This window comes from Mesorhizobium sp. WSM3864, from assembly GCF_002294955.1.
Classification (GTDB): Bacteria; Pseudomonadota; Alphaproteobacteria; order Rhizobiales; family Rhizobiaceae; genus Mesorhizobium.
This window is the reverse complement of sequence record NZ_NSGD01000009.1, coordinates 124,277-147,660: the sequence shown is the minus strand read 5'-3', so window position 1 is coordinate 147,660 and position 23,384 is coordinate 124,277. Positions and strand designations below refer to the sequence as shown.

Annotated in this window: 28 protein-coding genes; 18 read left to right on the top strand and 10 right to left on the bottom strand. The window is 63.8% G+C overall.

Going from position 1 to position 23,384, the window contains the following annotated elements; all coding sequences use genetic code 11:
* Positions 1-37: 37 nt before the first annotated feature.
* Positions 38-1,069, bottom strand: a complete 1,032-nt coding sequence (locus CK215_RS19690; protein ID WP_095777088.1) for a LacI family DNA-binding transcriptional regulator — start codon at positions 1,067-1,069, stop codon at positions 38-40.
* 177 nt (positions 1,070-1,246) lie between these two features.
* On the opposite strand from CK215_RS19690, the gene CK215_RS19685 reads away from it, so the two are divergent.
* Genes CK215_RS19685 through CK215_RS19670 form a run of 4 tightly spaced genes read left to right on the top strand, consistent with a single transcriptional unit; the run spans position 1,247 to position 4,786 of the window.
* Positions 1,247-2,353 carry a fatty acid desaturase family protein gene (locus CK215_RS19685; RefSeq protein ID WP_095782371.1) on the top strand — a complete coding sequence of 369 codons (1,107 nt, stop codon included), beginning with the start codon at positions 1,247-1,249 and terminating at the stop codon, positions 2,351-2,353.
* A 46-nt stretch (positions 2,354-2,399) separates the two neighbouring features.
* Positions 2,400-2,714: a MocE family 2Fe-2S type ferredoxin gene (locus CK215_RS19680; RefSeq protein ID WP_067002880.1), complete on the top strand. Its 315-nt coding sequence runs from the start codon at positions 2,400-2,402 to the stop codon at positions 2,712-2,714.
* A 16-nt stretch (positions 2,715-2,730) separates the two neighbouring features.
* Positions 2,731-3,948: an FAD-dependent oxidoreductase gene (locus CK215_RS19675; protein ID WP_245418737.1), complete on the top strand. Its 1,218-nt coding sequence runs from the start codon at positions 2,731-2,733 to the stop codon at positions 3,946-3,948.
* A 28-nt stretch (positions 3,949-3,976) separates the two neighbouring features.
* Positions 3,977-4,786, top strand: a complete 810-nt coding sequence (locus tag CK215_RS19670; protein ID WP_095831888.1) for a 3-methyl-2-oxobutanoate hydroxymethyltransferase — start codon at positions 3,977-3,979, stop codon at positions 4,784-4,786.
* An 18-nt stretch (positions 4,787-4,804) separates the two neighbouring features.
* Here CK215_RS19670 and CK215_RS19665 read toward each other — a convergent pair whose 3' ends face one another.
* From CK215_RS19665 to hslV, 5 genes are all read right to left on the bottom strand, one after another.
* On the bottom strand, positions 4,805-5,764 hold the full coding sequence (locus CK215_RS19665) for a DUF1402 family protein (RefSeq protein WP_067002888.1): 960 nt from the start codon (positions 5,762-5,764) through the stop codon (positions 4,805-4,807).
* A 129-nt stretch (positions 5,765-5,893) separates the two neighbouring features.
* Positions 5,894-7,204 (bottom strand): ATP-dependent protease ATPase subunit HslU, encoded by a 1,311-nt coding sequence (hslU, locus tag CK215_RS19660; RefSeq protein WP_095831887.1) that lies wholly within the window; start codon positions 7,202-7,204, stop codon positions 5,894-5,896.
* Positions 7,205-7,209: 5 nt separating this feature from the next.
* Complete coding sequence (locus CK215_RS19655) at positions 7,210-7,809, bottom strand: DUF2585 domain-containing protein (RefSeq protein ID WP_067002893.1); 600 nt, start codon at positions 7,807-7,809, stop codon at positions 7,210-7,212.
* A gap of 5 nt (positions 7,810-7,814) precedes the next feature.
* Complete coding sequence (locus CK215_RS19650; RefSeq protein WP_095831933.1) at positions 7,815-8,339, bottom strand: GNAT family N-acetyltransferase; 525 nt, start codon at positions 8,337-8,339, stop codon at positions 7,815-7,817.
* Between the two features lie 49 nt (positions 8,340-8,388).
* Positions 8,389-8,940 carry an ATP-dependent protease subunit HslV gene (gene hslV / locus CK215_RS19645; protein WP_067002895.1) on the bottom strand — a complete coding sequence of 184 codons (552 nt, stop codon included), beginning with the start codon at positions 8,938-8,940 and terminating at the stop codon, positions 8,389-8,391.
* A gap of 203 nt (positions 8,941-9,143) precedes the next feature.
* Between hslV and hisB the strand changes: the two genes are divergently transcribed.
* The 9 genes from hisB (at position 9,144) to coaA (ending at position 14,919) form a co-directional block, all read left to right on the top strand.
* Positions 9,144-9,743, top strand: a complete 600-nt coding sequence (gene hisB, locus CK215_RS19640; protein ID WP_095782136.1) for an imidazoleglycerol-phosphate dehydratase HisB — start codon at positions 9,144-9,146, stop codon at positions 9,741-9,743.
* A gap of 4 nt (positions 9,744-9,747) precedes the next feature.
* The gene (locus CK215_RS19635) at positions 9,748-10,221 is read left to right on the top strand and encodes a DUF2628 domain-containing protein (RefSeq protein ID WP_095831886.1); all 474 of its coding nucleotides are present in this window, start codon (positions 9,748-9,750) and stop codon (positions 10,219-10,221) included.
* A 1-nt stretch (position 10,222) separates the two neighbouring features.
* The gene (hisH, locus tag CK215_RS19630; RefSeq protein WP_095831885.1) at positions 10,223-10,873 is read left to right on the top strand and encodes an imidazole glycerol phosphate synthase subunit HisH; all 651 of its coding nucleotides are present in this window, start codon (positions 10,223-10,225) and stop codon (positions 10,871-10,873) included.
* Positions 10,874-11,164 (top strand): DUF1330 domain-containing protein, encoded by a 291-nt coding sequence (locus tag CK215_RS19625; protein WP_095776891.1) that lies wholly within the window; start codon positions 10,874-10,876, stop codon positions 11,162-11,164.
* A gap of 2 nt (positions 11,165-11,166) precedes the next feature.
* Positions 11,167-11,913 (top strand): 1-(5-phosphoribosyl)-5-[(5-phosphoribosylamino)methylideneamino]imidazole-4-carboxamide isomerase, encoded by a 747-nt coding sequence (gene hisA, locus CK215_RS19620; RefSeq protein ID WP_095776890.1) that lies wholly within the window; start codon positions 11,167-11,169, stop codon positions 11,911-11,913.
* Complete coding sequence (locus CK215_RS19615) at positions 11,910-12,749, top strand: arginase family protein (protein WP_095831884.1); 840 nt, start codon at positions 11,910-11,912, stop codon at positions 12,747-12,749. Before hisA ends, CK215_RS19615 begins: the two co-directional genes overlap by 4 nt.
* Entirely contained in the window at positions 12,746-13,540 is a 795-nt protein-coding gene (hisF, locus tag CK215_RS19610; protein WP_170950335.1) for an imidazole glycerol phosphate synthase subunit HisF, read from the top strand. The genes CK215_RS19615 and hisF overlap by 4 nt, the downstream gene beginning before the upstream one ends.
* Before the next feature lie 9 nt (positions 13,541-13,549).
* Complete coding sequence (locus tag CK215_RS19605; protein ID WP_095831882.1) at positions 13,550-13,882, top strand: phosphoribosyl-ATP diphosphatase; 333 nt, start codon at positions 13,550-13,552, stop codon at positions 13,880-13,882.
* Between the two features lie 77 nt (positions 13,883-13,959).
* A complete protein-coding gene (coaA, locus tag CK215_RS19600) occupies positions 13,960-14,919 on the top strand; it encodes a type I pantothenate kinase (RefSeq protein WP_067002907.1) in 960 nt (319 codons plus the stop codon).
* Between the two features lie 113 nt (positions 14,920-15,032).
* Here the strand turns inward: coaA and CK215_RS19595 are convergent, their stop codons facing one another.
* The 4 genes from CK215_RS19595 to CK215_RS19580 form a co-directional block, all read right to left on the bottom strand.
* Entirely contained in the window at positions 15,033-16,157 is a 1,125-nt protein-coding gene (locus CK215_RS19595) for a phosphatase PAP2 family protein (RefSeq protein ID WP_095831881.1), read from the bottom strand.
* Positions 16,158-16,215: 58 nt separating this feature from the next.
* Positions 16,216-16,836: an alpha-ketoglutarate-dependent dioxygenase AlkB gene (locus CK215_RS19590; protein WP_095831932.1), complete on the bottom strand. Its 621-nt coding sequence runs from the start codon at positions 16,834-16,836 to the stop codon at positions 16,216-16,218.
* Positions 16,837-16,922: 86 nt separating this feature from the next.
* Entirely contained in the window at positions 16,923-17,360 is a 438-nt protein-coding gene (gene arfB, locus CK215_RS19585; protein WP_067002912.1) for an alternative ribosome rescue aminoacyl-tRNA hydrolase ArfB, read from the bottom strand.
* Positions 17,361-17,442: 82 nt separating this feature from the next.
* On the bottom strand, positions 17,443-19,053 hold the full coding sequence (locus CK215_RS19580; RefSeq protein WP_095831880.1) for a phosphoenolpyruvate carboxykinase: 1,611 nt from the start codon (positions 19,051-19,053) through the stop codon (positions 17,443-17,445).
* 340 nt (positions 19,054-19,393) lie between these two features.
* Here CK215_RS19580 and CK215_RS19575 point away from each other — a divergent pair, with 340 nt between their 5' ends.
* The 5 genes from CK215_RS19575 (at position 19,394) to CK215_RS19555 (ending at position 23,342) form a co-directional block, all read left to right on the top strand.
* Positions 19,394-20,095 carry a response regulator transcription factor gene (locus tag CK215_RS19575; RefSeq protein ID WP_006201274.1) on the top strand — a complete coding sequence of 234 codons (702 nt, stop codon included), beginning with the start codon at positions 19,394-19,396 and terminating at the stop codon, positions 20,093-20,095.
* 209 nt (positions 20,096-20,304) lie between these two features.
* Complete coding sequence (locus CK215_RS19570; RefSeq protein WP_245418741.1) at positions 20,305-21,996, top strand: sensor histidine kinase; 1,692 nt, start codon at positions 20,305-20,307, stop codon at positions 21,994-21,996.
* Between the two features lie 25 nt (positions 21,997-22,021).
* A complete protein-coding gene (locus CK215_RS19565) occupies positions 22,022-22,483 on the top strand; it encodes a serine kinase (protein ID WP_067002919.1) in 462 nt (153 codons plus the stop codon).
* 164 nt (positions 22,484-22,647) lie between these two features.
* The gene (locus tag CK215_RS19560) at positions 22,648-23,049 is read left to right on the top strand and encodes a PTS sugar transporter subunit IIA (protein ID WP_067002921.1); all 402 of its coding nucleotides are present in this window, start codon (positions 22,648-22,650) and stop codon (positions 23,047-23,049) included.
* Entirely contained in the window at positions 23,046-23,342 is a 297-nt protein-coding gene (locus tag CK215_RS19555; protein ID WP_067002923.1) for an HPr family phosphocarrier protein, read from the top strand. The genes CK215_RS19560 and CK215_RS19555 overlap by 4 nt, the downstream gene beginning before the upstream one ends.
* The last annotated feature ends 42 nt before the right edge of the window (positions 23,343-23,384 follow it).

The window sequence follows — 23,384 nt, the reverse complement described above, 5'->3', positions numbered from 1 at the left end:
CAGCCTGATGGATCACATCATTCCGACGGGAGGCGGCTTAGATGTTTTCCGGCAGATAGATGTCGAAGGGGAGAAAAGTCTGGCCGGGCGCATTGGCGGCGCCGGTCTCGATAGCATGCGCCATCAGCCCGACAAGCTCGCGGCAGAGCGCCGCCAGCGGGGTCGAGATCACCATGGTCAGGATGTTGTCGGCAAGTGCCGCGCGCGACTCCGCATTGATCTCGTTGCAGACGACCACCGGCATATGCGCCGGCTTCGCCGCCCTCAACGCCGCGACCGCGCCCTCCATGCCGCCGCCGGCGACGTAGCAGCCGGCAAGGTCGGGATGCCGAGCCAGAAGCTCGAGCATCGCATCATGCGTCACCTGGTTGGCCTCCAGGTTGACCAGCGTCTCCATCACGGTGAAATCCGGCGCATGCTCGCGAAAATAGGAGCGGAAGCCGATCTCGCGCAGCTCGTGACCATGAAAACGGTGGCTGCCGACGAAAAGCGCGACCTTGCCTGGCTTGCTGGCGGCCTTGGCGATCATCCAGGCCGCGGTGCGTCCGACCTTGCGGTTGTCGAGCCCGACATAGCCTTCACGGATGCCGGCGGCGAAGTCGGAGAGCAGCGAAAAGACCGGCTGCCCTCGCGCCTTCAGCGCCTCGACCACCGCCGTCAGGGTGGGATGGTCCGGACCGACCACGGCGATGGCCCTGGATTTCGCCGCCAGCTTGCGCATCTGGGCGGCGATCTCATCGGGCGCCAGCGAAGCGGCGAAGTCGATCGTCGCAGTGCCCCGGAAACGTTGCGATTGCGAGACCGCAAGCTCCAGCTCGCGGGCGAAATCGCCGTAGAAAACGTCATTGCCGCGTAGCAGCAGGAAGCCGAGACGATATTCGGGCAACTCCTGGCGCATGCGCTGCCTGATCAGGCCGGCGGCGTGATAGCCGATGTCGGTCGCCGCGTCGTAGACGCGACGCGCCGTCTCCTCGCGCACCGGCAGGCGATTGTTCAACACCCGGTCGACCGTGGCGACGCTGAAGCCTGAAACGCGCGCGAGATCGGTGATTGTCGGCCGCTTTGCCATGAGGTGCTCCATCGCTTGCCCGACTCAGATTAGCCGAATCTGATAGAAAATGATAGAATCTATCTTTGTGACATTGTGGCTATCATGGCTTGGCGCTATGGTGAAGTCGAAGCCAGCCATGGGCGAGGCGCGGCATTGCCGAGGGCCGTTCGCCAGGTGCTGATGGAGGACCCCGCAATGACGGCAATCACGTCTCCGGCGCCGTCCGGACGCGACTACAGCCTGACCGGCCGCGACGCCAAGCGCGCGGTCGAGAACGGGCTTTCGGCGGCCCAATGGTACCACACCGAGATCCCGCGCAAGCAGATGAAGGAGCTGATGCAGCGCTCCGACCAGCCGGCTATTCGCGACACCATCATCTGGCTCGGTGCGCTGATCCTCAGTGGCGCGGGCGGCGCTTGGTTCTGGGGCAGCTGGTGGTGCGTACCGTTCTTCTTTGTCTATGGCACGCTCTACGGTTCCTCGACCGACTCCCGCTGGCACGAATGCGGTCACGGCACCGCCTTCCGCACCCAATGGATGAACGATGCGGTCTACCAGCTCGCCTGCTTCATGATCATGCGCAATCCGGTGACCTGGCGCTGGAGCCATACACGCCACCACACCGACACCATCATCGTCGGCCGCGACCCGGAGATCGCCGTCATGCGACCGCCGGACCTTTTGCGCGTTGTGCTGAATTTTTTCGGCGTGCTTGATGCTTGGCATGCGATGACCGACATGGTGCGCAATGCCGCCGGCGTCATCAGCGCCGCAGAACAGACCTTCATCCCGGAACAGGAGCAGCCCAAGGCCATCCGCATCGCCCGTATTTGGCTCGCGATCTATGTCGCGACGATCGCGCTGGCGCTCTATCTGCATTCATGGCTGCCGCTGATGCTCGTCGGCCTGCCCCGCCTCTACGGCGCCTGGCATCACGTCATGACCGGGCTGCTGCAGCATGGCGGGCTGGCCGACAATGTCATCGACCATCGGCTGAACAGCCGCACCGTCTACATGAACCCGATCAGCCGGTTCATCTACTGGAACATGAACTACCATGTGGAGCACCACATGTTCCCGATGGTGCCCTACCACGCGCTGCCCAAGCTGCATGAGCTGATCAAGCACGATTTGCCGGCGCCGACGCCGTCGATCCTGGCCGGCTACCGCGAGATGATCCCGGCCTTCCTGCGCCAGCTGCGCAACGAGGACTACTTCCTCAAGCGCGAGCTGCCGCCGACGGCAAAGCCCTACCGGGAAGAGCTCCACAACGACAATCCGGTAGCGGCCGCGGCCGAGTGACCGGATCCGACACAACCGACAACGAAGAATTTCGCCGGAGGACGACATGAGCGACTGGGTCGAGGCCTGCGCGGCCGGAGACATCGACGAGGAGGACGTAATGCGGTTCGATCATGCCGGCCGCACCTACGCCATCTATCGCAGCCCGGAGGACGAGTATTACGCGACCGACGGCCTGTGCTCGCATGAGAAAGTGCATCTGGCCGATGGGCTGGTGATGGACGACATCATCGAGTGTCCAAAACACAATGGCCGCTTCAACTACAAGACCGGCGACGCGCGCGGGGCGCCGGTCTGCGTCAATCTCAAGACCTATCCGGTCAAGGTCGACGCTGGCAAAGTCCTCATTCAGCTTGGGTGACGGAATGGCGGGAGGAATGGTCATCATCGGCGCCGGCGAGTGCGGCGGTCGTGCCGCGCTTACCCTGCGCGACCTTGGTCATGAAGGGCCGGTGACGCTGGTCGGCGACGAGCCGCATCTGCCCTATGAACGGCCGCCGCTGTCGAAGGAGGCGATGACCAGCGAGGCGCCCCTCATCAAGGCGATCGCCAGCGACGAGCTTTTGGCCGAACGCTCGATCCGCCACATCCATTCCGTTCGGGCCGTCGCTATCGACCGCGCCGCGCATCTCGTGCGCCTCTCCGACGGCTCTTCGCTTGGCTATGGCAAGCTGCTGCTCGCGACCGGGTCCGTGCCGCGCAAGCTGCCGATGCCTGGTCTGGGCGGCCGCTGCGTTTATCTCAGGACCTTCAACGACGCGCTCGCGATCCGCGCCCATCTTAAGCCGGAGAACCGCGTCGCCATCATCGGCGGCGGTTTCATCGGCCTCGAGCTTGCCGCTTCGGCGCGCAAGCTAGGCGCAACGGTCACGGTGCTCGAGGCGCAGCCGCGCATCCTGATGCGCGGCGTGCCGGCCGAGGTCGCGGAAATCATTCATAAGGCGCATCAGGCCGAAGGCGTGAAGGTGCTTACCGGCCAAGGCATCACGGCGATTGCCGATGACGGCACGCAAGTTCGCATCACGCTTGCCGACAGGCAGGACATCGTCGCCGATCTTGCCGTGATCGGCATCGGCGCGGTGCCGGTGACGGCGCTCGCCGCCGAAGCAGGACTTGCGATCGACAATGGTATCGCCGTCGATGAGAACCTTTGCACCGCGGATCCGGATGTTTTTGCCGCCGGCGACTGCTGCTCGTTCCCGCTCGCCGTCTATGGCGGCCGGCGCGTGCGGCTGGAAGCCTGGCGCAACGCGCAGGAGCAGGGCGCGCTCGCCGCGAAGAACATGCTGGGCGCCAAGGAGGCGCATGCCGCGGTGCCGTGGTTCTGGTCGGATCAATATGGGCTCACGCTGCAGATCGCCGGGCTTTCGGACGAAGGCCGCTCGACCGTACGGCGCGACCTCTACGACGGCGCCTTCATTCTGTTCCACCTGGCCGAGGACGGCAGGCTGGTCGCCGCCAGCGGCATCGGGCCCGGCAATGCGGTGGCGCGCGACATACGGCTGGCCGAGATGCTGATCGCGAAGCGGGCGACGCCCGCGCCTGAGGCGCTCGGCTCGCAATCGGTCAAGCTGAAGTCGCTGCTGGCGGCATAGGCCCGAGTAACCGAGGGGGTTCACGGACATGGCACGCAACAGACCGACCGTCGCCGATTTGCAATCGCTCAAGGGCAAGCGGCAGCTTTCGAAGCTGCGCGTTTTCTCGCTGGAGGAGGCCGAGGCCGCCGAGCGTGCCGGCCTCGACATCATCTCGGTTCCCTATGACCTTATCTTCGATCCGCGTTTTCGCGACGCCGCGCCCACCTGCTTTGCCATTCCCGGGGACGAACGCATCAAGCTGGGCGCAACCACCGACGAGATCCTGCGCACGGCGGTGAAGCTGCGCGCGGCCAGCGCCGACGCCATGTATTGCTCGGCCAGCCTGCAGACCATCCGCCGGCTGCGCGACGAGCATATTCCGGTCTGCGGTCATGTCGGCCTGATCCCGGCGCATGCGACCTGGACGGGCGGCTTCAAGGCAGTCGGCAAGACGGCCGAAAGTGCTGCCCTCGTCTGGAAGCAGGTCAAGGAGCTTGAAGCCGCCGGCGCCTTCGCCGCCGAGATCGAAGTTGTGCCGGCGTCGGTTGCAAGCGCGATCTCGCGGCGGACGCCGCTGATCATGATTTCGATGGGCGCGGGCGCCGGCTGCGACGCGCAATATCTATTCGCGGAAGACGTGCTCGGCAGCAATCGCGGCCATTATCCGCGCCATGCCAAGCGCTACCGCGACTTCGCGGCGGAATTCGACCGCCTGCAGAGCGAGCGCATCGCGGCCTTCCGCGAATATGCCGACGATATCCAGTCGGGCGCCTATCCAGAGCCGCGGCACATGGTCGAGGCGGATGCCGGCGAAATGCGCAAGTTCGAGGCGTTTCTCGCCTCGGAAGGCTACTGAGCCACGCGGCTCAGCCGGCTAGAACAGCGTCTTCAGCTCGTCCAGCTTGTCGTTGACCAGCCAGCCGTAATAATTCTCCTCGGGCAGCTTTTCCGGTTCCCCGGCAGCGCGACGCTTCTCGTTCTCCTCCTCCAACGCATAGGCGCGCTGCTCGGGGTTGCCGACATTGTAGAGCGTGGCGGTCAGGCCCGGATTGTGCGAGATGTCGAAGCCGGCGATGCTGTTGTAGGCGTCGATCGACTTCCTGATGGTCGCAGCGACGTAAGGCAGCGTGAGGTCGGGATCCATGATGGTCTTGTAGACCGTGTTCGGATCATTGACGTCGAGCTCGGGCAGGCCGGAGACCTTGTGCACGAGATCGCTCATCTGCAGCGCCGTCAGCGGGTTGAGCTGGCCGAGTCCGAAAGTCTGGCCGGCATAGTAGGGCTGGAAGAAAGTGGCTCCGAAGCGGTCGTTGGGGAAGCTGGTCCCGCCGACGGTCTTGCCACGGAAGGAATGGTTCCACACCTGCTCGCGGCATTCCCAGAGATCGTAGCTGTCGGTTATGGCGGCGCATTTCTGGAATTGCGGCCGCTCAACGAAATCGCTTACGTCCTCCCCTTCATAAGCGAAGGTGAGCTTGCTCGACAGGTAGGACATTGCCTTGACGTAATAGGTCTGCAGCCGATCATAGGCGTCGACATTGTAGGTGTGCTCGCCGACGATGGCGCCGACGATGTGCATCGGATCGATGTCGTAGGCGGCCGCCACTTTCCTGATCTTGGCGCGCAGCTCGGCATCGTTCTGCAAGAGCGCGTAGACCTTGCGATACTTGGCCTGGAAGGTGGTGTTGGTGGCCTGGGTGCGCCGGCTGGAAGCGCCCGGAATATCCGGCTGCACGCTGTTGCGATTACCCGGCGGCACCATGGTCGCCGCGTTCGCCGTTGCCACCGCCGCAGCCAATGCCAGCCCAACAAAAAGAAGTATGCGTTTCTTCATCCACCGCCGCCTTCAAGTCGGCGGCAAACTAGGTAAAGCGAGTGGGAGAGTCGAGACGAGGCAAGCTTCCGACGGGACGAAAGGTGGCCAGATGGTACCATCTGGCCACACATCGCCGGGCTTCGCCCGTTAGAGGATGAACCGTGACAGGTCGGTGTTGCGCGAGAGATCGCCGACATGCTTCTGCACGTAGTCGGCATCGATGGTGACCGCCGTGCCGTGGCGGTCCGGCGCGTCGTAGGAAATCTCGTCCAGCACCCGTTCCATCACCGTCTGCAGGCGTCTGGCGCCGATGTTCTCGACATTGGCGTTGAGGTCGACGGCAATGCCGGCGAGCGAATCGATGGCGTCGTCGGTGAAGGCCAACTCGACGCCTTCGGTCTTCATCAGCGCAATATACTGCTTGATGAGGCTGGCCTCCGTTTCGGTGAGAATGCGGACGAAATCCTGCTTCTCCAGGGCACGCAATTCGACCCGGATCGGCAAGCGGCCCTGCAGCTCCGGAAGCAGGTCCGAAGGCTTGGAGACGTGGAACGCGCCCGAGGCGATGAAAAGAATATGGTCCGTCTTGATCGGCCCGTATTTCGTCGCAACGGTGGTGCCTTCAACCAGCGGCAGCAGATCGCGCTGAACGCCTTCACGCGAGGGACCGCCCGAAATGTCGCTCCTGGCCGCGATCTTGTCGATCTCGTCCAGGAACACGATGCCGTCATTCTCCGCCGATTCCAGCGCCTGGCGAACCACCTCGTCCTGGTCGAGCAGCTTGTCGGACTCGTCATTGATCAGAAGCGCGTAGGATTCCTTCACGGTCGTCTTGCGGGACTTGGTCTTCCTGCCGCCCATCGCCTTCGACAGCATGTCGTTGATGTTGAGCACGCCGATATTGGCGCCCGGCATGCCGGGGATCTCGAAGCCCGGCATGCCGCCGGTGCCGGTGTCCGCCACCTCGATCTCGATCTCCTTGCCGTCGAGCTCACCGTCGCGCAGCCGCTTGCGGAAGCTGTCGCGCGTGGCCGGGCTCGCGGTCTTGCCGACCAAAGCTTCGAGCACGCGCTCTTCGGCATTGATGTGAGCGCGCGCCTTGACGTCCTCGCGCATCTTCTCGCGCGTCAGCCCGATGGCGACCTCGACGAGATCGCGCACGATCTGCTCGACGTCGCGGCCGACATAGCCGACCTCGGTGAACTTGGTGGCCTCGACCTTGACGAAAGGCGCGCCGGCCAGCCGCGCCAGCCGGCGCGAGATCTCGGTCTTGCCGACGCCGGTCGGGCCGATCATGAGGATGTTCTTGGGCATCACCTCTTCGCGCATCTGGCCCTCCAACTGCTGGCGGCGCCAGCGGTTGCGCAAGGCGATCGCCACGGCGCGCTTGGCGTCTTTCTGGCCGATGATGAAGCGGTCGAGTTCCGAAACGATTTCGCGGGGAGAAAAGGTGCTCATATTACTCAAATTCCACTTTGCCACTGCCTGATGGACTCGAACGGATGCAGCAGCATGATCACGTTGAGCGTCAGATTGTCCCGGATGATGTAGCCCGTGCCGAATTCGAAAATGAGCGCCAGGGCCACGATCACCCATATAGGGAGCTTTCGCGCCATCACAAATCCGAGCGCCATGAACAGCGTGTCGGACACCGAATTGATGATGCTGTCGCCGTAATAGTTGAGGGAGATAGTGCCGGCGCGGTAGCGGTCGATGATGAAGGGGCTGTTCTCCAGGAGTTCCCAGCCGCCCTCGATGAGGACGGCGAAAGCCAGCCTCAGCCCGACGGGCGAGCGCGGGAACAGAGCCCAGGCCAGCGCATAGAACAGGAAGCCATGGATGATGTGCGAGAAGGTGTACCAGTCGGCGATGTGCTGGGAATTCTCCGAGCTATTCACCACACCGTGCCAGAGCTTGACGTAGCCGCAGGTGCAGATCGGCGGATGGCCCATGCCGTAGAGAATGCCGGCCTGGAAAACGACGAGAGCCAGCACCAGCAGCAGCCCCATGCGCCAGCTGTCTTCATAGGCCGACAGCGTCTTGTCTCCCCCGGATGCGGTCATTGTGATCAGTCCCCCTCTTGTTGGTCGATTTCGGCCGCATCGACGGCCATCAGCACGACGTCCCCATATTCCGAATGCCTGCGGCCGATCGGCCTGAAGCCGGCCTTTTCATAGGCGCGGATGGCGCGGCCATTGCGGGGATGCGGATCGATGACGACACGCGGCGCGCCTTCCTCGAACAGTTCCGCGACGAACTGGCGGACGATGGCCGAGCCGTGGCCGATGCCGACCAGGTCCGGCGGCCCGATCGAAAGATCGATACCCAGCGTGCCGAATGGCTGGTCGGCGTAAGGATGGTTGTCCTCGAGATGCGGATCGTAGCTCTGCAGATAGGCGATCGGCCTGCCGCCCAATTCGATGATCAGCGGCTCCACCGAAACCGACCCGATATGCTCGCGTATCTCGGCGATCTCCTTTTCCGGATCGCCCCACCATTCGGCGATATGCGGCTCGGCAAGCCAGCGGGCGATCATCGGCAGATCCTTTTGGGTGACCGGCCGAAAATCGTAGCTGTCTTCCTGTTCGACCATGATCTGTTCCAGAAGCCGATTCCCACTTTTCGGGATCATGGCCGGCCGCCTAGGCGGCATCGAGCGTTTCGACGACGAAGCTGCTGTTGGTGTAGACGCAGATATCGGCGGCGATCTGCATCGCCCTGCGGGCGATCTCCTCGGCGTCCTTGTCGGTGTCCATCAGCGCGCGGGCGGCGGCGAGCGCGTAGTTGCCGCCGGAGCCGATGGCCATGACGCCATGTTCTGGCTCGAGCACGTCACCGGTGCCGGTCAGCGCCAGCGAGACCGACTTGTCGGCGACCAGCATCATCGCTTCCAGGCGGCGCAGGTAGCGGTCGGTGCGCCAGTCCTTGGCGAGCTCGACGCAGGCGCGGGTCAGTTGGTCAGGATATTGTTCGAGCTTGGCTTCGAGGCGTTCGAGGAGGGTGAAGGCGTCGGCGGTGGCGCCGGCAAAACCGGCAATGACACTGCCGCCCTTGCCGATGCGGCGCACCTTGCGTGCATTGCCCTTCATGATGGTCTGGCCAAGGCTGACCTGGCCGTCGCCGGCGATGACAACCTTGCTGCCCTTGCGCACGGTGACGATGGTCGTGGCGTGCATGGTCAGTTCATTCGACATTTCCTGCTCCGAGTCGCGCTATCCCTCAAAGGCGATTGGCGCGGTACGAGTGACTTTGATCGGCCATATGTATGCATAGGGCGAGTGATTGCAAACCGTCCGCGGCAAGGCCGATACAGTCCGGAATGGCAACTGGCAATCGCAGGATCATGCTGATAGAAGGCTCTCGTTTTCAAGCCCGCGCCTCTGAACAGGACAGACTGATGCCGCCCCGTTCCGCAGAAATCAGCCGCAAGACCAAGGAAACCGAGATTTCCGTATCGGTCCATGTCGACGGCACGGGTAAATCCGACATTTCGACGGGTGTCGGCTTCTTCGACCACATGCTCGATCAGCTGTCGCGCCATTCGCTGATCGACATGACGATCGAGGCCAAAGGCGATCTTCACATCGACGACCATCACACGGTCGAGGATACCGGCATTGCCATCGGCCAGGCGCTGAGCAAGGCTTTGGGGGAGCGGCGCGGCATCATGCGCTATGCCTCGATCGACCTGGCCATGGACGAGACGCTGACCCGGGCGGCGATCGACGTTTCCGGCAGGCCGTTCCTGGTCTGGAACGTTTCCTTCTCGTCGCCGAAGATCGGCACATTCGACACCGAGCTGGTGCGCGAATTCTTCCAAGCGCTGGCGCAGAATGCCGGCATAACGCTGCATGTGACCAACCACTACGGCGCCAATAATCATCATATTGCGGAAACCTGCTTCAAGGCCGTGGCCAGGGCGCTGCGCGTGGCGCTGGAGCCTGACCCGCGCCAGCCCGATGCGGTGCCGTCCACCAAGGGATCCCTGAAAGGATAACCCTATGGCCATCTATGTCGTGATGGAGCCGCCTGCGGGGCGCAACGAGAAGGACGCCGCCCTGGTGCGCGACAGCTTCACCTGGCTCGGTTTCCTGTTCTCGCCGATCTGGCTCGCCTGGCACCGCCTCTGGATCGAGGCCCTGCTCACCTTCGCGGCCATGGCGGCGTTGTCCATGCTCGGCGAGAAACTAAGGCTTGAATGGGCTGGATCGGCGCTCTCGCTGCTGGTGTCGCTCTATATCGGCTTCGAAGGCCAGGCCCTGCGGATCGCGGCGCTCCGCCGCCGCGGCTGGCGGGAATGGGGCGTCGTCGAGGCCGGCAGGCTCGGCGATGCCGAGGTCCGTCACGCGCTCGAAGCCAGCGAGCGCACGCAGGAACAGGCGCCGATGCCGCACATCGTGCCCGACACCAACCTGGCGCGGCCGGCGCAGACGGGCATGGCGCTGGGGCTGACCCATACGCCGGGAAGGCCCTGACATGCGGGTAGCGATCATCGACTATGGGTCGGGCAATCTGCGCTCGGCCGCCAAGGCCTTCGAGCGCGCCGCGCATGAGGCGGGCATCGCCGCGACCATCGATCTCACCGCCGACGCCGAGCGGGTGCGCAGCGCCGACCGCATCGTCCTGCCGGGCGTCGGCGCCTATGCCGACTGCGCGGCCGGCCTGCATGCCGTCACCGGCATGTGGGAAGCGGTGGAAGAGGCGGCGCTTCGCAAAGGGCGGCCGTTCCTCGGCATCTGCGTCGGCATGCAATTGATGTCGGAACGCGGGCTGGAAAAGACCGTCACCGAGGGTTTTGGCTGGATTGCCGGCGACGTCAAGGAAATCACGCCGAAGGATCCGGCACTAAAGATCCCGCAGATCGGCTGGAACACGATCGAGCTCGCGCGCAAGCATCCGCTGTTTTCGGGCATCGAGACCGGTCCGAAAGGGCTGCACGCCTATTTCGTCCATTCCTACCACCTGGAGGCAAGGAACCCGGCCGAGGTGCTGGCGACGGCCGACTATGGCGGGCCGGTGACGGCGGCCGTTGCCCGCGACAACTTTGCCGGCACGCAGTTCCATCCCGAGAAAAGCCAGGCGCTCGGCTTGGCGCTGATCACCAATTTCCTGAATTGGAGGCCCTGAATGAGCAAGAAGGGCTACTGGATCGCCATGATCGATGTCCGCGACCCGGACACCTACAACAAATACATCGAGGCCAACGCGAAGGCCTTCGCCAAATTTGGCGCGAAGTTTGCTGTTCGGGCCGGCCGCCATACCGACCCGGAGGGGGCAACGGGAAACCGCCATGTCGTGGTGGAGTTCGATTCTTACGACAGGGCGCTCGCCTGCTATCAGTCGCCCGAGTACCAGGAAGCCTTGAAATTCCGGCTGGCGGCATCGACCGGCCACTTCGCCATCGTCGAGGGCGCTTGATCGTGATCCTGTTTCCGGCAATAGACCTCAAGGACGGCAAATGCGTGCGCCTGAAGCACGGCGACATGGCAACCGCCACCATCTACAACGATGACCCGGCGGCCCAGGCACGAGCCTTCGAAGAGCAAGGCTTCGAATGGCTGCACGTCGTCGACCTCAACGGCGCCTTCAAGGGACAGAGCGTCAATTCCGCGGCGGTCGGCGCCATCCTCAAGGCGACGAAGAACCCGGTCCAGCTCGGCGGGGGCATCCGCACGCTGGCGCAGATCGAGGACTGGCTGGACCGCGGGCTGGCGCGAGTCATCCTCGGGACCGTGGCGGTGCGGGAGCCCGAACTGGTGAAGGAGGCATGCAGGACCTTTCCCGGCAAGGTAGCGGTCGGCATCGACGCCAAGGGCGGCAAGGTGGCGGTCGAGGGCTGGGCCGAAGCCTCGGAACTCGGCGTCATCGAATTGGCGAGGAAGTTCGAAGGTGCGGGCGTGGCCGCCATCATTTACACCGACATCGACCGCGACGGCGTGCTCTCCGGCATCAACTGGGATGCCACCATCGACCTTGCCGAGGCGGTGTCGATCCCGGTGATCGCTTCCGGCGGATTGGCCTCCATCGCCGACATCGTCCGCATGACCATGCCCGATGCGAAGCGCCTGGAGGGTGCGATCTCCGGTCGCGCGCTCTATGACGGGCGCATCGACCCGGCGGAGGCGCTCGCTATCCTGCGCGGCAACAACGCGGAGGCACGAGCGTGAACATCTCGATCATCCTGGCGTCCTATGACAGCGGCCACTTTCACGGCCGCTGTGGCCAAGGCCCCGATGCGCTGATCTCCGGCGGGCTGGCCGAGGCGCTGAAGCTTGCCGGTCACGACGTCGCGGTGCGCGACATCGGCAAGGTCGTCGAGGACGAGCAGGAGCGCGAGATCGGCACGGGATTTGCCGTCTGCAACGTCGTTTCGGGCGAGGTCCGCATCGCGCTGGACAACGGGCGCTTTCCCATCGTTCTGGCCGGCAACTGCCTGACCAGCGCGGGTGCGGTGGCCGGTGAAGGCGCGGATGCCATCATCTGGGCCGACCAGCATGGCGACCTCAACACGCCGGAAACCTCCACCTCCGGCTTTCTCGACGGCATGGCGCTGGCAACGGCGCTTGGATTGTGCTGGCGGCGCATGGCGGCGCAGATTCCCGGCTTCAAGCCGATCGAGCCGGCCCGCTGTGTCCTGGTCAACGCACGCGACCTCGATAAGGCCGAGAAAGAGCTTTTGGAGAAGCTGCCGATCATCCGCACCGAGTGTCCGGACTGGGCAGTGGCCGCGGCGAAGCTGAAGGCCACGGGTGCCGAGCGCATTCACATGCATGTCGACCTCGACGTGCATGATCCGGAAACGCTGCAGGCCAATCGTTACGCAACGCTCGGCGGCCCGGCGCCGGAGCAGGTCCGCACAGCGATGTGCGGCTTTGCCGGCCCGCTCAGCATCGCCGGACTTACCATTTCCGCCTACGATCCGGCGTTCGACCCGAAGGGCGAGGTGCCGCCGCAGGTCGGCGAGCTGGTGGTCGACCTTTTGTCGACCATGGAGGGGCGCTGATGCTGAAAGCCCGCGTCATTCCCTGTCTCGACGTCAAGAACGGCCGCGTGGTCAAGGGCGTCAATTTCGCCGACCTGGTCGATGCCGGCGATCCGGTCGAGGCGGCGAAGGCCTATGACGAGGCGGGCGCCGACGAGCTCTGCTTCCTCGACATCACCGCATCGTCCGACAATCGCGAGACGATCTTCGACGTGGTCGCCCGCACGGCCGAACAATGTTTCATGCCGCTCACCGTCGGCGGCGGCGTGCGCCAGGTGGCCGACATCCGAAGGCTGCTTCTGGCCGGCGCCGACAAGGTATCGATCAACACGGCGGCGGTGAAGAACCCGGATTTCGTCGCGGAGGCTGCCGACAAGTTCGGCAACCAGTGCATCGTCGTCGCCATCGACGCCAAGAAAGTATCGGCTGCCGGCGAGGCCGACCGCTGGGAGATCTTCACGCATGGCGGGCGCGAGAAGACCGGCATCGACGCGGTCGAGTTCGCCAAGAAGATGGTCGATCGCGGCGCCGGCGAGATCCTGCTGACCTCGATGGACCGCGACGGCACCAAGGCCGGCTACGATATCGCGCTGACCCGCGCGATCGCCGATGCCGTGCGTGTGCCGGTCATCGCTTCGGGCGGCGTCGGCACGCTTGATCACATGGTGGAAGGCATCCGCGACGGCCATGCCGGCGCCGTGCTTGCCGCCTCGATCTTTCATTTCGGCACCTACACCATCGCCGAGGCCAAGGCTCATATGGCGGGCGCCGGCCTGCCGATGCGGCTGGACTCGACCGTTCATCGGACTTAAACCACTGCTATGGCTCAATTTTCGCTCGCCGATCTGGAAACGATAATCCATCAGCGCGCCCATTCCGGCGACCCGGACTCATGGACGGCGAAACTGTTCGCCAAGGGCATGGACAAGGCGGCGCAGAAGCTCGGCGAGGAAGCGGTCGAGGCCGTGATCGCCGCCATTCGCGGCGACAGGCAGGCCCTCGTTTCGGAAAGCGCCGATCTTCTATATCATTGGCTGGTCGTCCTCGCGATCGCGGGCATTCCGCTGGAGGACGTGCTGAAGGAGCTCGAGGGCCGCACCGGCCGCTCGGGCGTCGCCGAAAAGGCGTCCCGGCCCCGGGGGGCTGACCGCTAAAGACGGATAGAGCATGATGTCGTCCGAAAACCGCTCCACACTTTTCGGCATCATGCTCTAGGAGGGCAGGAGACTCGATGGACCAGCTTGCTCCGACCGAGAAATACTCCCCCTTTCGTTTCTTCTCGGCCGAGCAATGGTCACAGTTCCGCGCCGACACGCCGCTCACGCTGACCGAGGACGAGATCGACCGGCTGCGTTCGCTCAACGACCCGGTCGACCTCGAAGAGGTCAAGCGCATCTATCTTTCGCTTTCCCGTCTGCTTTCGGCGCATGTCGAGGCGAGCCAGCTGCTGTTCAGGCAGCGCCAGGCCTTCTTCAACGCGCAGGACGTCGTCAAGACGCCGTTCATCATCGGCATCGCCGGCTCGGTCGCGGTCGGCAAATCGACCACCGCCCGCGTGCTCAAGGAATTGCTGGCGCGCTGGCCGTCGAGCCCGAAGGTCGATCTCATCACCACCGACGGCTTCCTCTTGCCGAACGAGATCCTGCGCCGCAACAATCTGATGGAGCGCAAGGGCTTTCCCGAAAGCTACGACGTCGGCGCCCTGCTCCGCTTCCTGTCCGGCATCAAGTCGGCGCAGCGCGACGTCCGGGCCCCGGTCTACTCGCACCTGACCTACGACGTCATTCCGGGCGAGTTCGTCACCATCGACAGGCCGGACATTTTGATCTTCGAAGGCATCAATGTTTTGCAGCCGGGCAAGCTGCCGAAGGACGGCAAGATCGTGCCGTTCCTGTCGGATTTCTTCGACTTCGCCATCTATATCGATGCCGACGAGAAGCTGATCCACCAGTGGTACACCCAGCGCTTCATGCGGCTGCGCGAGACTGCGTTCCGCAACCCGGACTCCTTCTTCCACCGCTATTCGCAGCTGTCGGAGGATGCCGCCCGCGCCATCGCCGAGGGCCTGTGGAGCAACATCAACCTGAAGAATTTGCGCGAGAACATCCTGCCGACCAGGGCGCGCGCCGACCTCATCCTGCGCAAAGGCGCCAACCACCTGGTCGAAGAGGTGGCATTGCGGAAACTCTGATCGAATCCGGCGGGCCGGCGCCTAAAGCGCATGGCCTGGCGCCGATTCAAGCGACGCGCTTTCGAATTGGTCTTTGTTCTTAGTCGGCGGCAGCTTCGATAAGGAGCCGGGTCTCAGCAGACCGTAGCGGCCGCCACGGGACGGTTGACGGCTCCGATCGGCATGTTCGGCACGAGGCGACGGTCCGCGGGGATCAGCTTGCGAGCGACGATGTAAATCACAGACACGACGATGACGGCGACATAGCTGTCTATTGCATAGTGCCATGCTAGATAGACCGAGCTGACAGCAACAAAGGCTACGTAGAGCAGAGCGAAGACGCCGAGCAGGCGGCTGTATTCGCGCACGAATAATGCATTGAGCATCGCAAGGCCGACGTGAACGCTGGGAAACGCCGAGATACCCGTGGCAAAACCGGTCTGCTTGGCCTCATACAGCGACCATAGATACTGCTGGTAGGCGGCAGCGGAGTTGCTCGACCCAGCCCCGCGGGCCAGGAATGCAAGCTGTTCACCAAACCGTGCCGTGTCTCCCGTGACCGCGCCGTAAAATGCCGGACCCGCCGAGAGGAACAGCGCCGCCAGGATGTTCCCGACAACAATCCAGACTGCCATAAAGCAGGCGAGATAGCGCGTTCGGACCGATGCCACCATGGGCGATGTCGCTACGAAGAACAACCCGACGAAATTCAGCAAAAACCAGAAGACGTTGTAGTTCCATTCTATTATGGCGCGCACCAGATCACTTTCGGCCACGGAGTAGAGCCAGCGCCACGGATCGGCGCCCAAATGGAGGAAAGCGTCGATGTCCGCGTGCAGGACATCGAATTGAAAACCGCCTTGCCAGGCTGACATTCCGTTCTTCACGGAAGTGAAATTGCCCTGAAAGATCATGAGCGCCATCAGAAGGCACAATCCCGATAGCGAGTATGCCAACCGCCCGGTCGAAAACACTCTTTTCGCAGCCAAACGTCGCCGGGAATTGAAGCGATGTATGATGAGAATTGCGTCGGCAAGGAAGGCTATTGTGGGCAGTGCGAAGCCGTTGAGAGAAATCCAGGACCCGAAATATATCGAGAACGCGAGGCGGTCGGGGGCGCCAATCGCGTTCAGAAAGATCAGCCCGGCCAAAACATAAATGACGATGGCCAGATAGAGGCCCGAATCCCTGCGAACGAGTTGGGCTGCCTCCGTGACGATTGCCCACAGGCCGCGGAGGACCGAATAGCTTTGCGTCATTGCCGAGCCCCAAGCTGCAATAGCTGCCCGTCTTTATGAGGAAAACTTCTAGATTTCGTTAGCTTGCGGGCACCGTTACCCGCCGCAGCGTCAGATTGACACGGCCGCCACTCCTCAACAGCGCCGAGGTCGCTGGGTAGATGCGGTCAACGCCGTGGAAACAGAGGCGTCCCTCCCCGCCAAGCACGACGACATCGCCGCTCTTCAGCCTGAACGACTTGGTGCCGCCTTCGCGCGTGGTGTGACCGACCCGAAACAGGCAGTCGTCGCCGAGCGACACCGACACGACGGGTGCTGCGAAATCCTGCTCGTCGCGGTCCTGGTGCAGGCCCATCTTGGCCTCGCTCGAATAGAGATTGACGAGGCAGGCTTCCGGCGGATGCGGATAGGCCGACACCTCGCGCCACACTTTTAGCAGGGCTTCGGGAATCGGCGGCCAGGGCTCGCCTGTCACCGGGTGCATCGGCTGGTAGCGATAGCCGCGCTCGCGGTCGGTCACCCAACCGAGCATGCCGCAATTGGTCATGCGCACGCTCATCTCCTTGCCGGTGCGCGGCATGGCTGGCACATAAAGCGGCGCCGCCTGCACGACGCGCCTGATCTCCTCGACCAGCGCTTCCTGCTCCGTGCGCGGCAGATACCCCGGCATATGGCGAACGCCCTTGGGCAGAACGAGCATGGCATTCGATCCGATCAGTCCGTCCGAGCATGCCACCGGCAGAACGGCTTCGCGACCCGAAAGCGGCCGTCGTCGGATGTCGACCCCTAGTCGCTTTCAACCCGGCCGCGCAGCTTCTTCACCGTCGAGCGCCCGGCCTTGGTCTTGAGGCGCCGCTCGACGGCGCCCTTTGAAGGCTTCGTCTTCTTGCGCGGCGGCGGCGGCGGCTCGGCCGCCTTGGCGACCAGTGCCGTCAGCCTGGCTCGCGCGTCGGCGCGATTCTGTTCCTGAGTGCGGAAGCGCCCGGCTTCGATGACGATGACGCCATCCTTTGTTGCGCGCTGGCCGGCGAGCTTGATGGCGCGCTCCCGCACCCGCTCCGACAGGCCCGGCGCATTGGCGGCGTCGAAGCGCAGCTGGACGGCGGTCGCCACCTTGTTGACGTTCTGGCCGCCCGGGCCGGAAGAGCGGATGAAATCCTCGTGCAGGTCGTCCGGATGGATGACCGCGTCACTGGCGATGATGATCCTGTCGTCGGCATTCATGCGCACAGTCATGGCGCGGCGGCGGGAAAAAGAAAAGGCCCGGCCGAAGCCGGGCCCTGGAGGAAGATGTTCGGAGCGGCAGCTATTCCGCCGCCTCCTGCAGGCGCGGTGCCGCGCCGCGGATGGCCGCGTCGACATGTGTTTCGAATTTCTCGAAGTTGGCGGCGAACATGTTGACCAGCTTGGAAGCCTGCCGGTCATAGGCCGCCTTGTCGGCCCAGGTCGAGCGCGGATCGAGAATGGCGCCGTCGACGCCCGGCACCGCCACCGGCACCTCGAAGCCGAAATTGGCATCGGTGCGGAATTCGGCGGCATTGAGCGAGCCGTCGAGCGCCGCGCCGAGCAGGGCGCGCGTCACCTTGATCGGCGTGCGACGGCCGGTGCCATAGGCGCCGCCGGTCCAGCCGGTGTTGACCAGCCAGCAATCGACGCCGTGGCCGGCGATCAGCTCGCGCAGCAGATTGCCGTATTCTGACGGATGGCGCGGCATGAAGGGCGCGCCGAAGCAGGTCGAGAAGGTCGCTTCCGGCTCGGTAACGCCCTTTTCGGTGCCGGCGACCTTGGCCGTATAGCCGGAGAGGAAATGATACATCGCCTGCGCCGGCGTCAGCCTGGCGATCGGCGGCATCACGCCGAAGGCGTCGGCGGTCAGCATGATGATGTTTTTGGGATGGCTGGCGCGTCCGGTCTTCGAGGCATTGGGGATGTAGTCCAGCGGATAGGCGCAGCGGGTGTTTTCGGTGAGGCTGCCGTTGTCGAAATCCGGCACGCGGTCGGCGCCGAGCACGACATTTTCCAGCACGGTGCCGAAGCGCTGCGTGGTGGCGAAGATCTCCGGCTCGGCCTCGGCCGAAAGCCTGATCGTCTTGGCGTAGCAGCCGCCCTCGAAATTGAAGATGCCGTGCGGGCCCCAGCCATGCTCGTCATCGCCGATCAGCGTGCGTGACGGATCGGCCGACAGTGTCGTCTTGCCTGTGCCGGAAAGGCCGAAGAAGACGGCCGCGTCGCCGGCGGGTCCTTCATTGGCCGAGCAATGCATCGGCATGACGCCTTTTTGCGGCAGCAGGTAGTTCAGCACGGTGAACACCGATTTCTTCATCTCGCCGGCATAGGACGTGCCGCCGATCAGCACGATCTTGCGGGTGAGGTCGACCGCGATAACCGTCGCCGCGCGGGTGCCGTGGCGGGCCGGGTCGGCGCGGAAGGACGGCAGGTCGATGATCGTCATCTGCGGCACGAATCGGTCGAGCTCGGCGGCTTGCGGGCGGATCAGGAGATTGCGGATGAACAGCGAGTGCCAGGCGAATTCCGTCACGACGCGAACCGGCAGCTGGAACTCGGCATCGGCGCCGCCGACGAGATCCTGCACATAGAGATCCTTGGCCGCAGCATGGGCGCGGAAATCGGCGAGCAGCGTCTCGAACTGCGCCGGCGAGATCGCCTTGTTGTTTTCCCACCAGACATGCGGGGCGGTGCTGTCGTCACGCACGACGAACTTGTCCTTCGGCGAGCGTCCGGTGTGCTGGCCGGTCTCGGCAACCAGCGCGCCCTGCGCCGTCAATTTCGCCTCGCCGCGGCGGATCGCTTCCTCATAGAGCTCGGCAGCGCCGAAATTATATCGCACCGTGCCCGTGGTCCTCAGGCCGATCGCGTCAATGGCGCGGTCGGGGTTGCGTTTGCCGGCTTCCGACATCAATTTCCTCTCCGGATTTTGGCCGCGTCTGACCGGTCATCGCCGGAACGCGCAAGGGACTAGTTAGGGTCAGAACCAGAAAAGGCGAATGATATCAAATCATTAATCGATTTAAAAATTTTGAAAGTTGTTTAAATCGTTTATATGTGCAAAAAATCACAGAGGTTGCCCAAAGGATTGGCAGGCTTCGTTCGTCCAATCCGGTTACGGGTGCGATCGTGTGTAGCGGCAGGCCGCCCGTGACTTCGGACAAGGCCCGTGCCACATTTTGTACCCAATTTGTCCTGCAAAAGCCCTTTCTCGACGACAGAAGGGACAGCTCATGAGGGAGCCGCTTGAAATGGCAACAATCGCGCTTGTCGACGACGACCGAAATATTTTGACTTCGGTGTCGATCGCGCTCGAATCCGAGGGCTACCGCGTCGAAACCTACACCGACGGCGCGTCGGCACTCGAAGGCCTGGCGGCGCGGCCGCCCAACCTCGCCATCCTCGACATCAAGATGCCGCGCATGGACGGCATGGAGCTGTTGCGCCGGATGCGGCAAAAATCCGACTTGCCGGTGATCTTCCTGACCTCGAAGGACGACGAGATCGACGAACTGTTCGGCCTCAAGATGGGGGCCGACGACTTCATCCGCAAACCGTTCTCGCAGCGCTTGCTCGTCGAGCGGGTGCGCGCGGTGCTGCGCCGCACCAGCGCCCGCGAGGCGGCCGCCAAGGCGCCCAGCCAGCAGGCGCGCTCGCTCGAGCGCGGCCAACTGGTGATGGACCAGGAGCGGCACACCTGCACCTGGAAGGGCGAGCCGGTGACGCTGACGGTAACCGAGTTCCTGATCCTGCATTCGCTGGCGCAGCGCCCCGGCGTGGTAAAAAGCCGTGATGCGCTGATGGACTCGGCCTATGATGAGCAGGTCTATGTCGACGACCGCACCATCGACAGCCACATCAAGCGGCTGCGCAAGAAGTTCAAGGCCGTCGATGACGACTTCGAGATGATCGAAACCCTTTACGGGGTCGGGTACCGGTTTCGGGAAGCTTGATATATTGAATAGGCAATGGTGAATGGTGGATGGTGCGAGCGGCCCACTGGGCTCTATCGAAGCGCCCCATTTTTCCATTCGTCATGCACCATTCACCGGACAGGGACTGCTAGTTGATGGCAGTGGAAGCAGAGCGAGGCAGGCGGGCGGGCGCGGCGAAGCGCCCGTCGCGTATCGTGCCTGCATTCCTGTCGAAGATCACGGTGCCGATGCGCCGCTTCCTCGGCCACCACATCTTCTCCAGCCTGACGCGGCGCATCCTGTTTCTCAACCTGGCCGGCCTCGCCGTGCTGGTCACCGGCATCCTCTATCTCAACACCTTCCGCGACGGGCTGATCGACGCCCGCGTCGAAAGCCTGATGACGCAAGGCGAGATCATCGCTGGCGCCATCGCGGCCTCGGCGACGGTCGAGACCGACTCGATCAGCATCGATCCGGAAAAGCTGCTCGAGCTGCAGGCCGGCGAAAGCCTGGGGCCAGGCTCGGACCAGCTCGACAATCTCGACTTCCCGATCAATCCCGAGCGCGTGGCGCCGGTGCTGCGGCGGCTGATCTCGCCGACCCGCACGCGCGCCCGCATCTACGACCGCGACGCGAACCTGCTGCTCGATTCGCGGCATCTCTATTCGCGCGGCCAGATCCTGCGCTACGACCTGCCGCCTGTCGACGACGAGCAGCCCGACCTATTGGAGCGCGTCGAGAAATTCGTCTTCGACTTCTTCCGCAACAAGGACCTGCCCGTCTATCACGAACAGCCCGGCGGCAATGGCGCGGCCTTCCCCGAAGTGGTCAAGGCGCTGACCGGCAGTCCCTCGACCATCGTTCGGGTAAGCGAGCAGGGCGAGCAGATCGTCTCGGTGGCGGTGCCGATCCAGCGATTCCGCGCCGTGCTCGGGGTCTTGATGCTGTCCACCGAAGGCGGCGATATCGACAAGATCGTCGCGGCCGAACGCAAGGCGATCCTGCGCGTGTTCGGCATCGCGGCGCTTGTCACGGCCATCCTGTCGCTGCTGTTGGCCTCCACCATCGCCAATCCGCTGCGGCGGCTGTCGGCTGCCGCCGTACGGGTGCGGCGCGGCGTCAAGAACCGCGAGGAGATCCCGGACTTCTCCGACCGTCAGGACGAGATCGGCAATCTGTCGATCGCGGTGCGCGACATGACAAACGCGCTCTATGCGCGCATCGAGGCGATCGAAAGCTTCGCGGCCGATGTCTCGCACGAGCTCAAGAATCCGCTGACCTCGCTGCGCAGCGCGGTCGAAACGCTGCCGCTGGCCAAGAACGACACCTCACGCGCGCGCCTGATGGAAATCATCCAGCACGACGTGAAGCGGCTCGACCGACTGATCACCGATATTTCCGATGCGTCGCGGCTCGACGCCGAATTGGCGCGCGAGGATGCCTCGACGGTCGATCTGAAGAAGTTCATCACCGATCTTGTCGCGGTCTCGCGCGAGACGACGCGCAACAAGAAGTCGGTCGAGATCGAGCTCAAGGTCGCCAAGCTGCCGCAGGGCGTCAAAGGCTACGTCGTGGTCGGCCATGATCTGAGGATCGGCCAGGTCATCACCAACCTGATCGAGAACGCGCGTTCCTTCGTTCCCGAGGAACACGGCCATATCACCATCTCGCTGGCGCGCGCCGGCAAGTTCAACATCGTCACCGTCGACGACAACGGTCCGGGCATCAGAGCCGAAAAGATCGATCGCATCTTCGAGCGCTTCTATACCGACCGGCCCGCCGGCGAGGCCTTCGGCCAGAACTCCGGCCTCGGCCTGTCGATCAGCCGGCAGATCGTCGAAGCGCATGGCGGCACGCTGACGGCGGAAAACATCCCCGGCACCAAGCCGGGCGAGATCAAGGGCGCGCGCTTCGTGGTGACCCTGCCGGCCGAAGGCTGATCTCCGTTCCCAGACAGAAACGATCATGTCCGATCCTGCCGTGAAGCCCGAAAACATCCACGCAACGGCGATCCTGATCGGCGATCGCGGCGTCCTCATCACCGGGCCGTCCGGCGCCGGCAAGACGACGCTGGCGCTGACGCTCATCGACCATTGCCGGGTGCGCGGGCTGTTTTCGCGACTGATCGGCGATGACAGGCTGCTTGCCGCCCCGCGTCACGGGCGGCTGGTCTGCCGGGCGCCGGCCACCATCGCCGGTCTCGCCGAAGTGCCCGGCTTCATTCCGAGCCCGCTGCCGTTCGAGCCGGGCGGCGTGATCGACCTGCACGTCCGGCTGGTGCCGAAAGAGGAAATGGCCCGCTTCCAGGAAGAAATCAGCGAGCCGGTCGCGGGCTGCCCGGTGCCGCGCATCGATCTTGCCGAGCGCAATGTTGTCACAGGCGTGCCGGCCGTGATGGCGCGGCTGTCGATAGCGCCTTTTTCATGATCCGGTCCGGATTTTTTGCTGCAATGCGTCAAAATGGACCGGGCCGTCGCAATTTTGGGCTTGTCAACCGGCCGTGCGTCGACAAGATAGCGCTCCCGCCGCCTGGAATGGTTGGCGAACATAAAATACGCCAGTGAAGCGGCGATGACGGGAGCCACCAAAGAATGATCGGACTCGTGCTCGTGACGCACGGTCAACTCGCCACCGAGTTCCGGCATGCCGTCGAACACGTGGTGGGGCCACAGGACAATTTCGAAACGGTCGCGATCGGCGCCGACGACGACATGGAGAAGCGCCGGGCCGACATCGTCGACGCGGTGGCACGCGTCGACACCGGGGCCGGCGTCATCGTGCTCACCGACATGTTCGGCGGCACGCCTTCCAATCTCGCCATCTCGGTGATGGAATCGGGCCGCACGGAGGTCATCGCCGGCATGAACCTGCCGATGCTGATCAAGCTCTCCTCGGTCCGCAAGGGCGACAACATGGCGGCCGCGCTCGACGAGGCGCAGGCCGCGGGGCGCAAATACATCAACGTCGCCAGCCAGCTTCTGAGCAGCAAATGAACGCCCATGCGCCGGAAAGAGACGAGGTTGTGCGAGAGTTTCCGATCGTCAACCAGCGCGGCTTGCATGCCCGCGCCTCGGCCAAGTTCGTCCAGGTCGCCAGCGGCTTCGACGCAACCATCCATGTCGAGAAGGACGGCGTGAAGGTCGGCGGCACCTCGATCATGGGCCTGATGATGCTGGCGGCAAGCCCCGGCTATTCGATCCGCGTCACCGCCAGCGGTCCGCAAGCCGGTCCGGCCATGGACGCGCTGGAGCAATTGGTCGCGTCGCGCTTCGGCGAGGAAATCTGACGGTTGCCGCTCGCTGCTCGCATTGTCTCGAAAGACATGCAC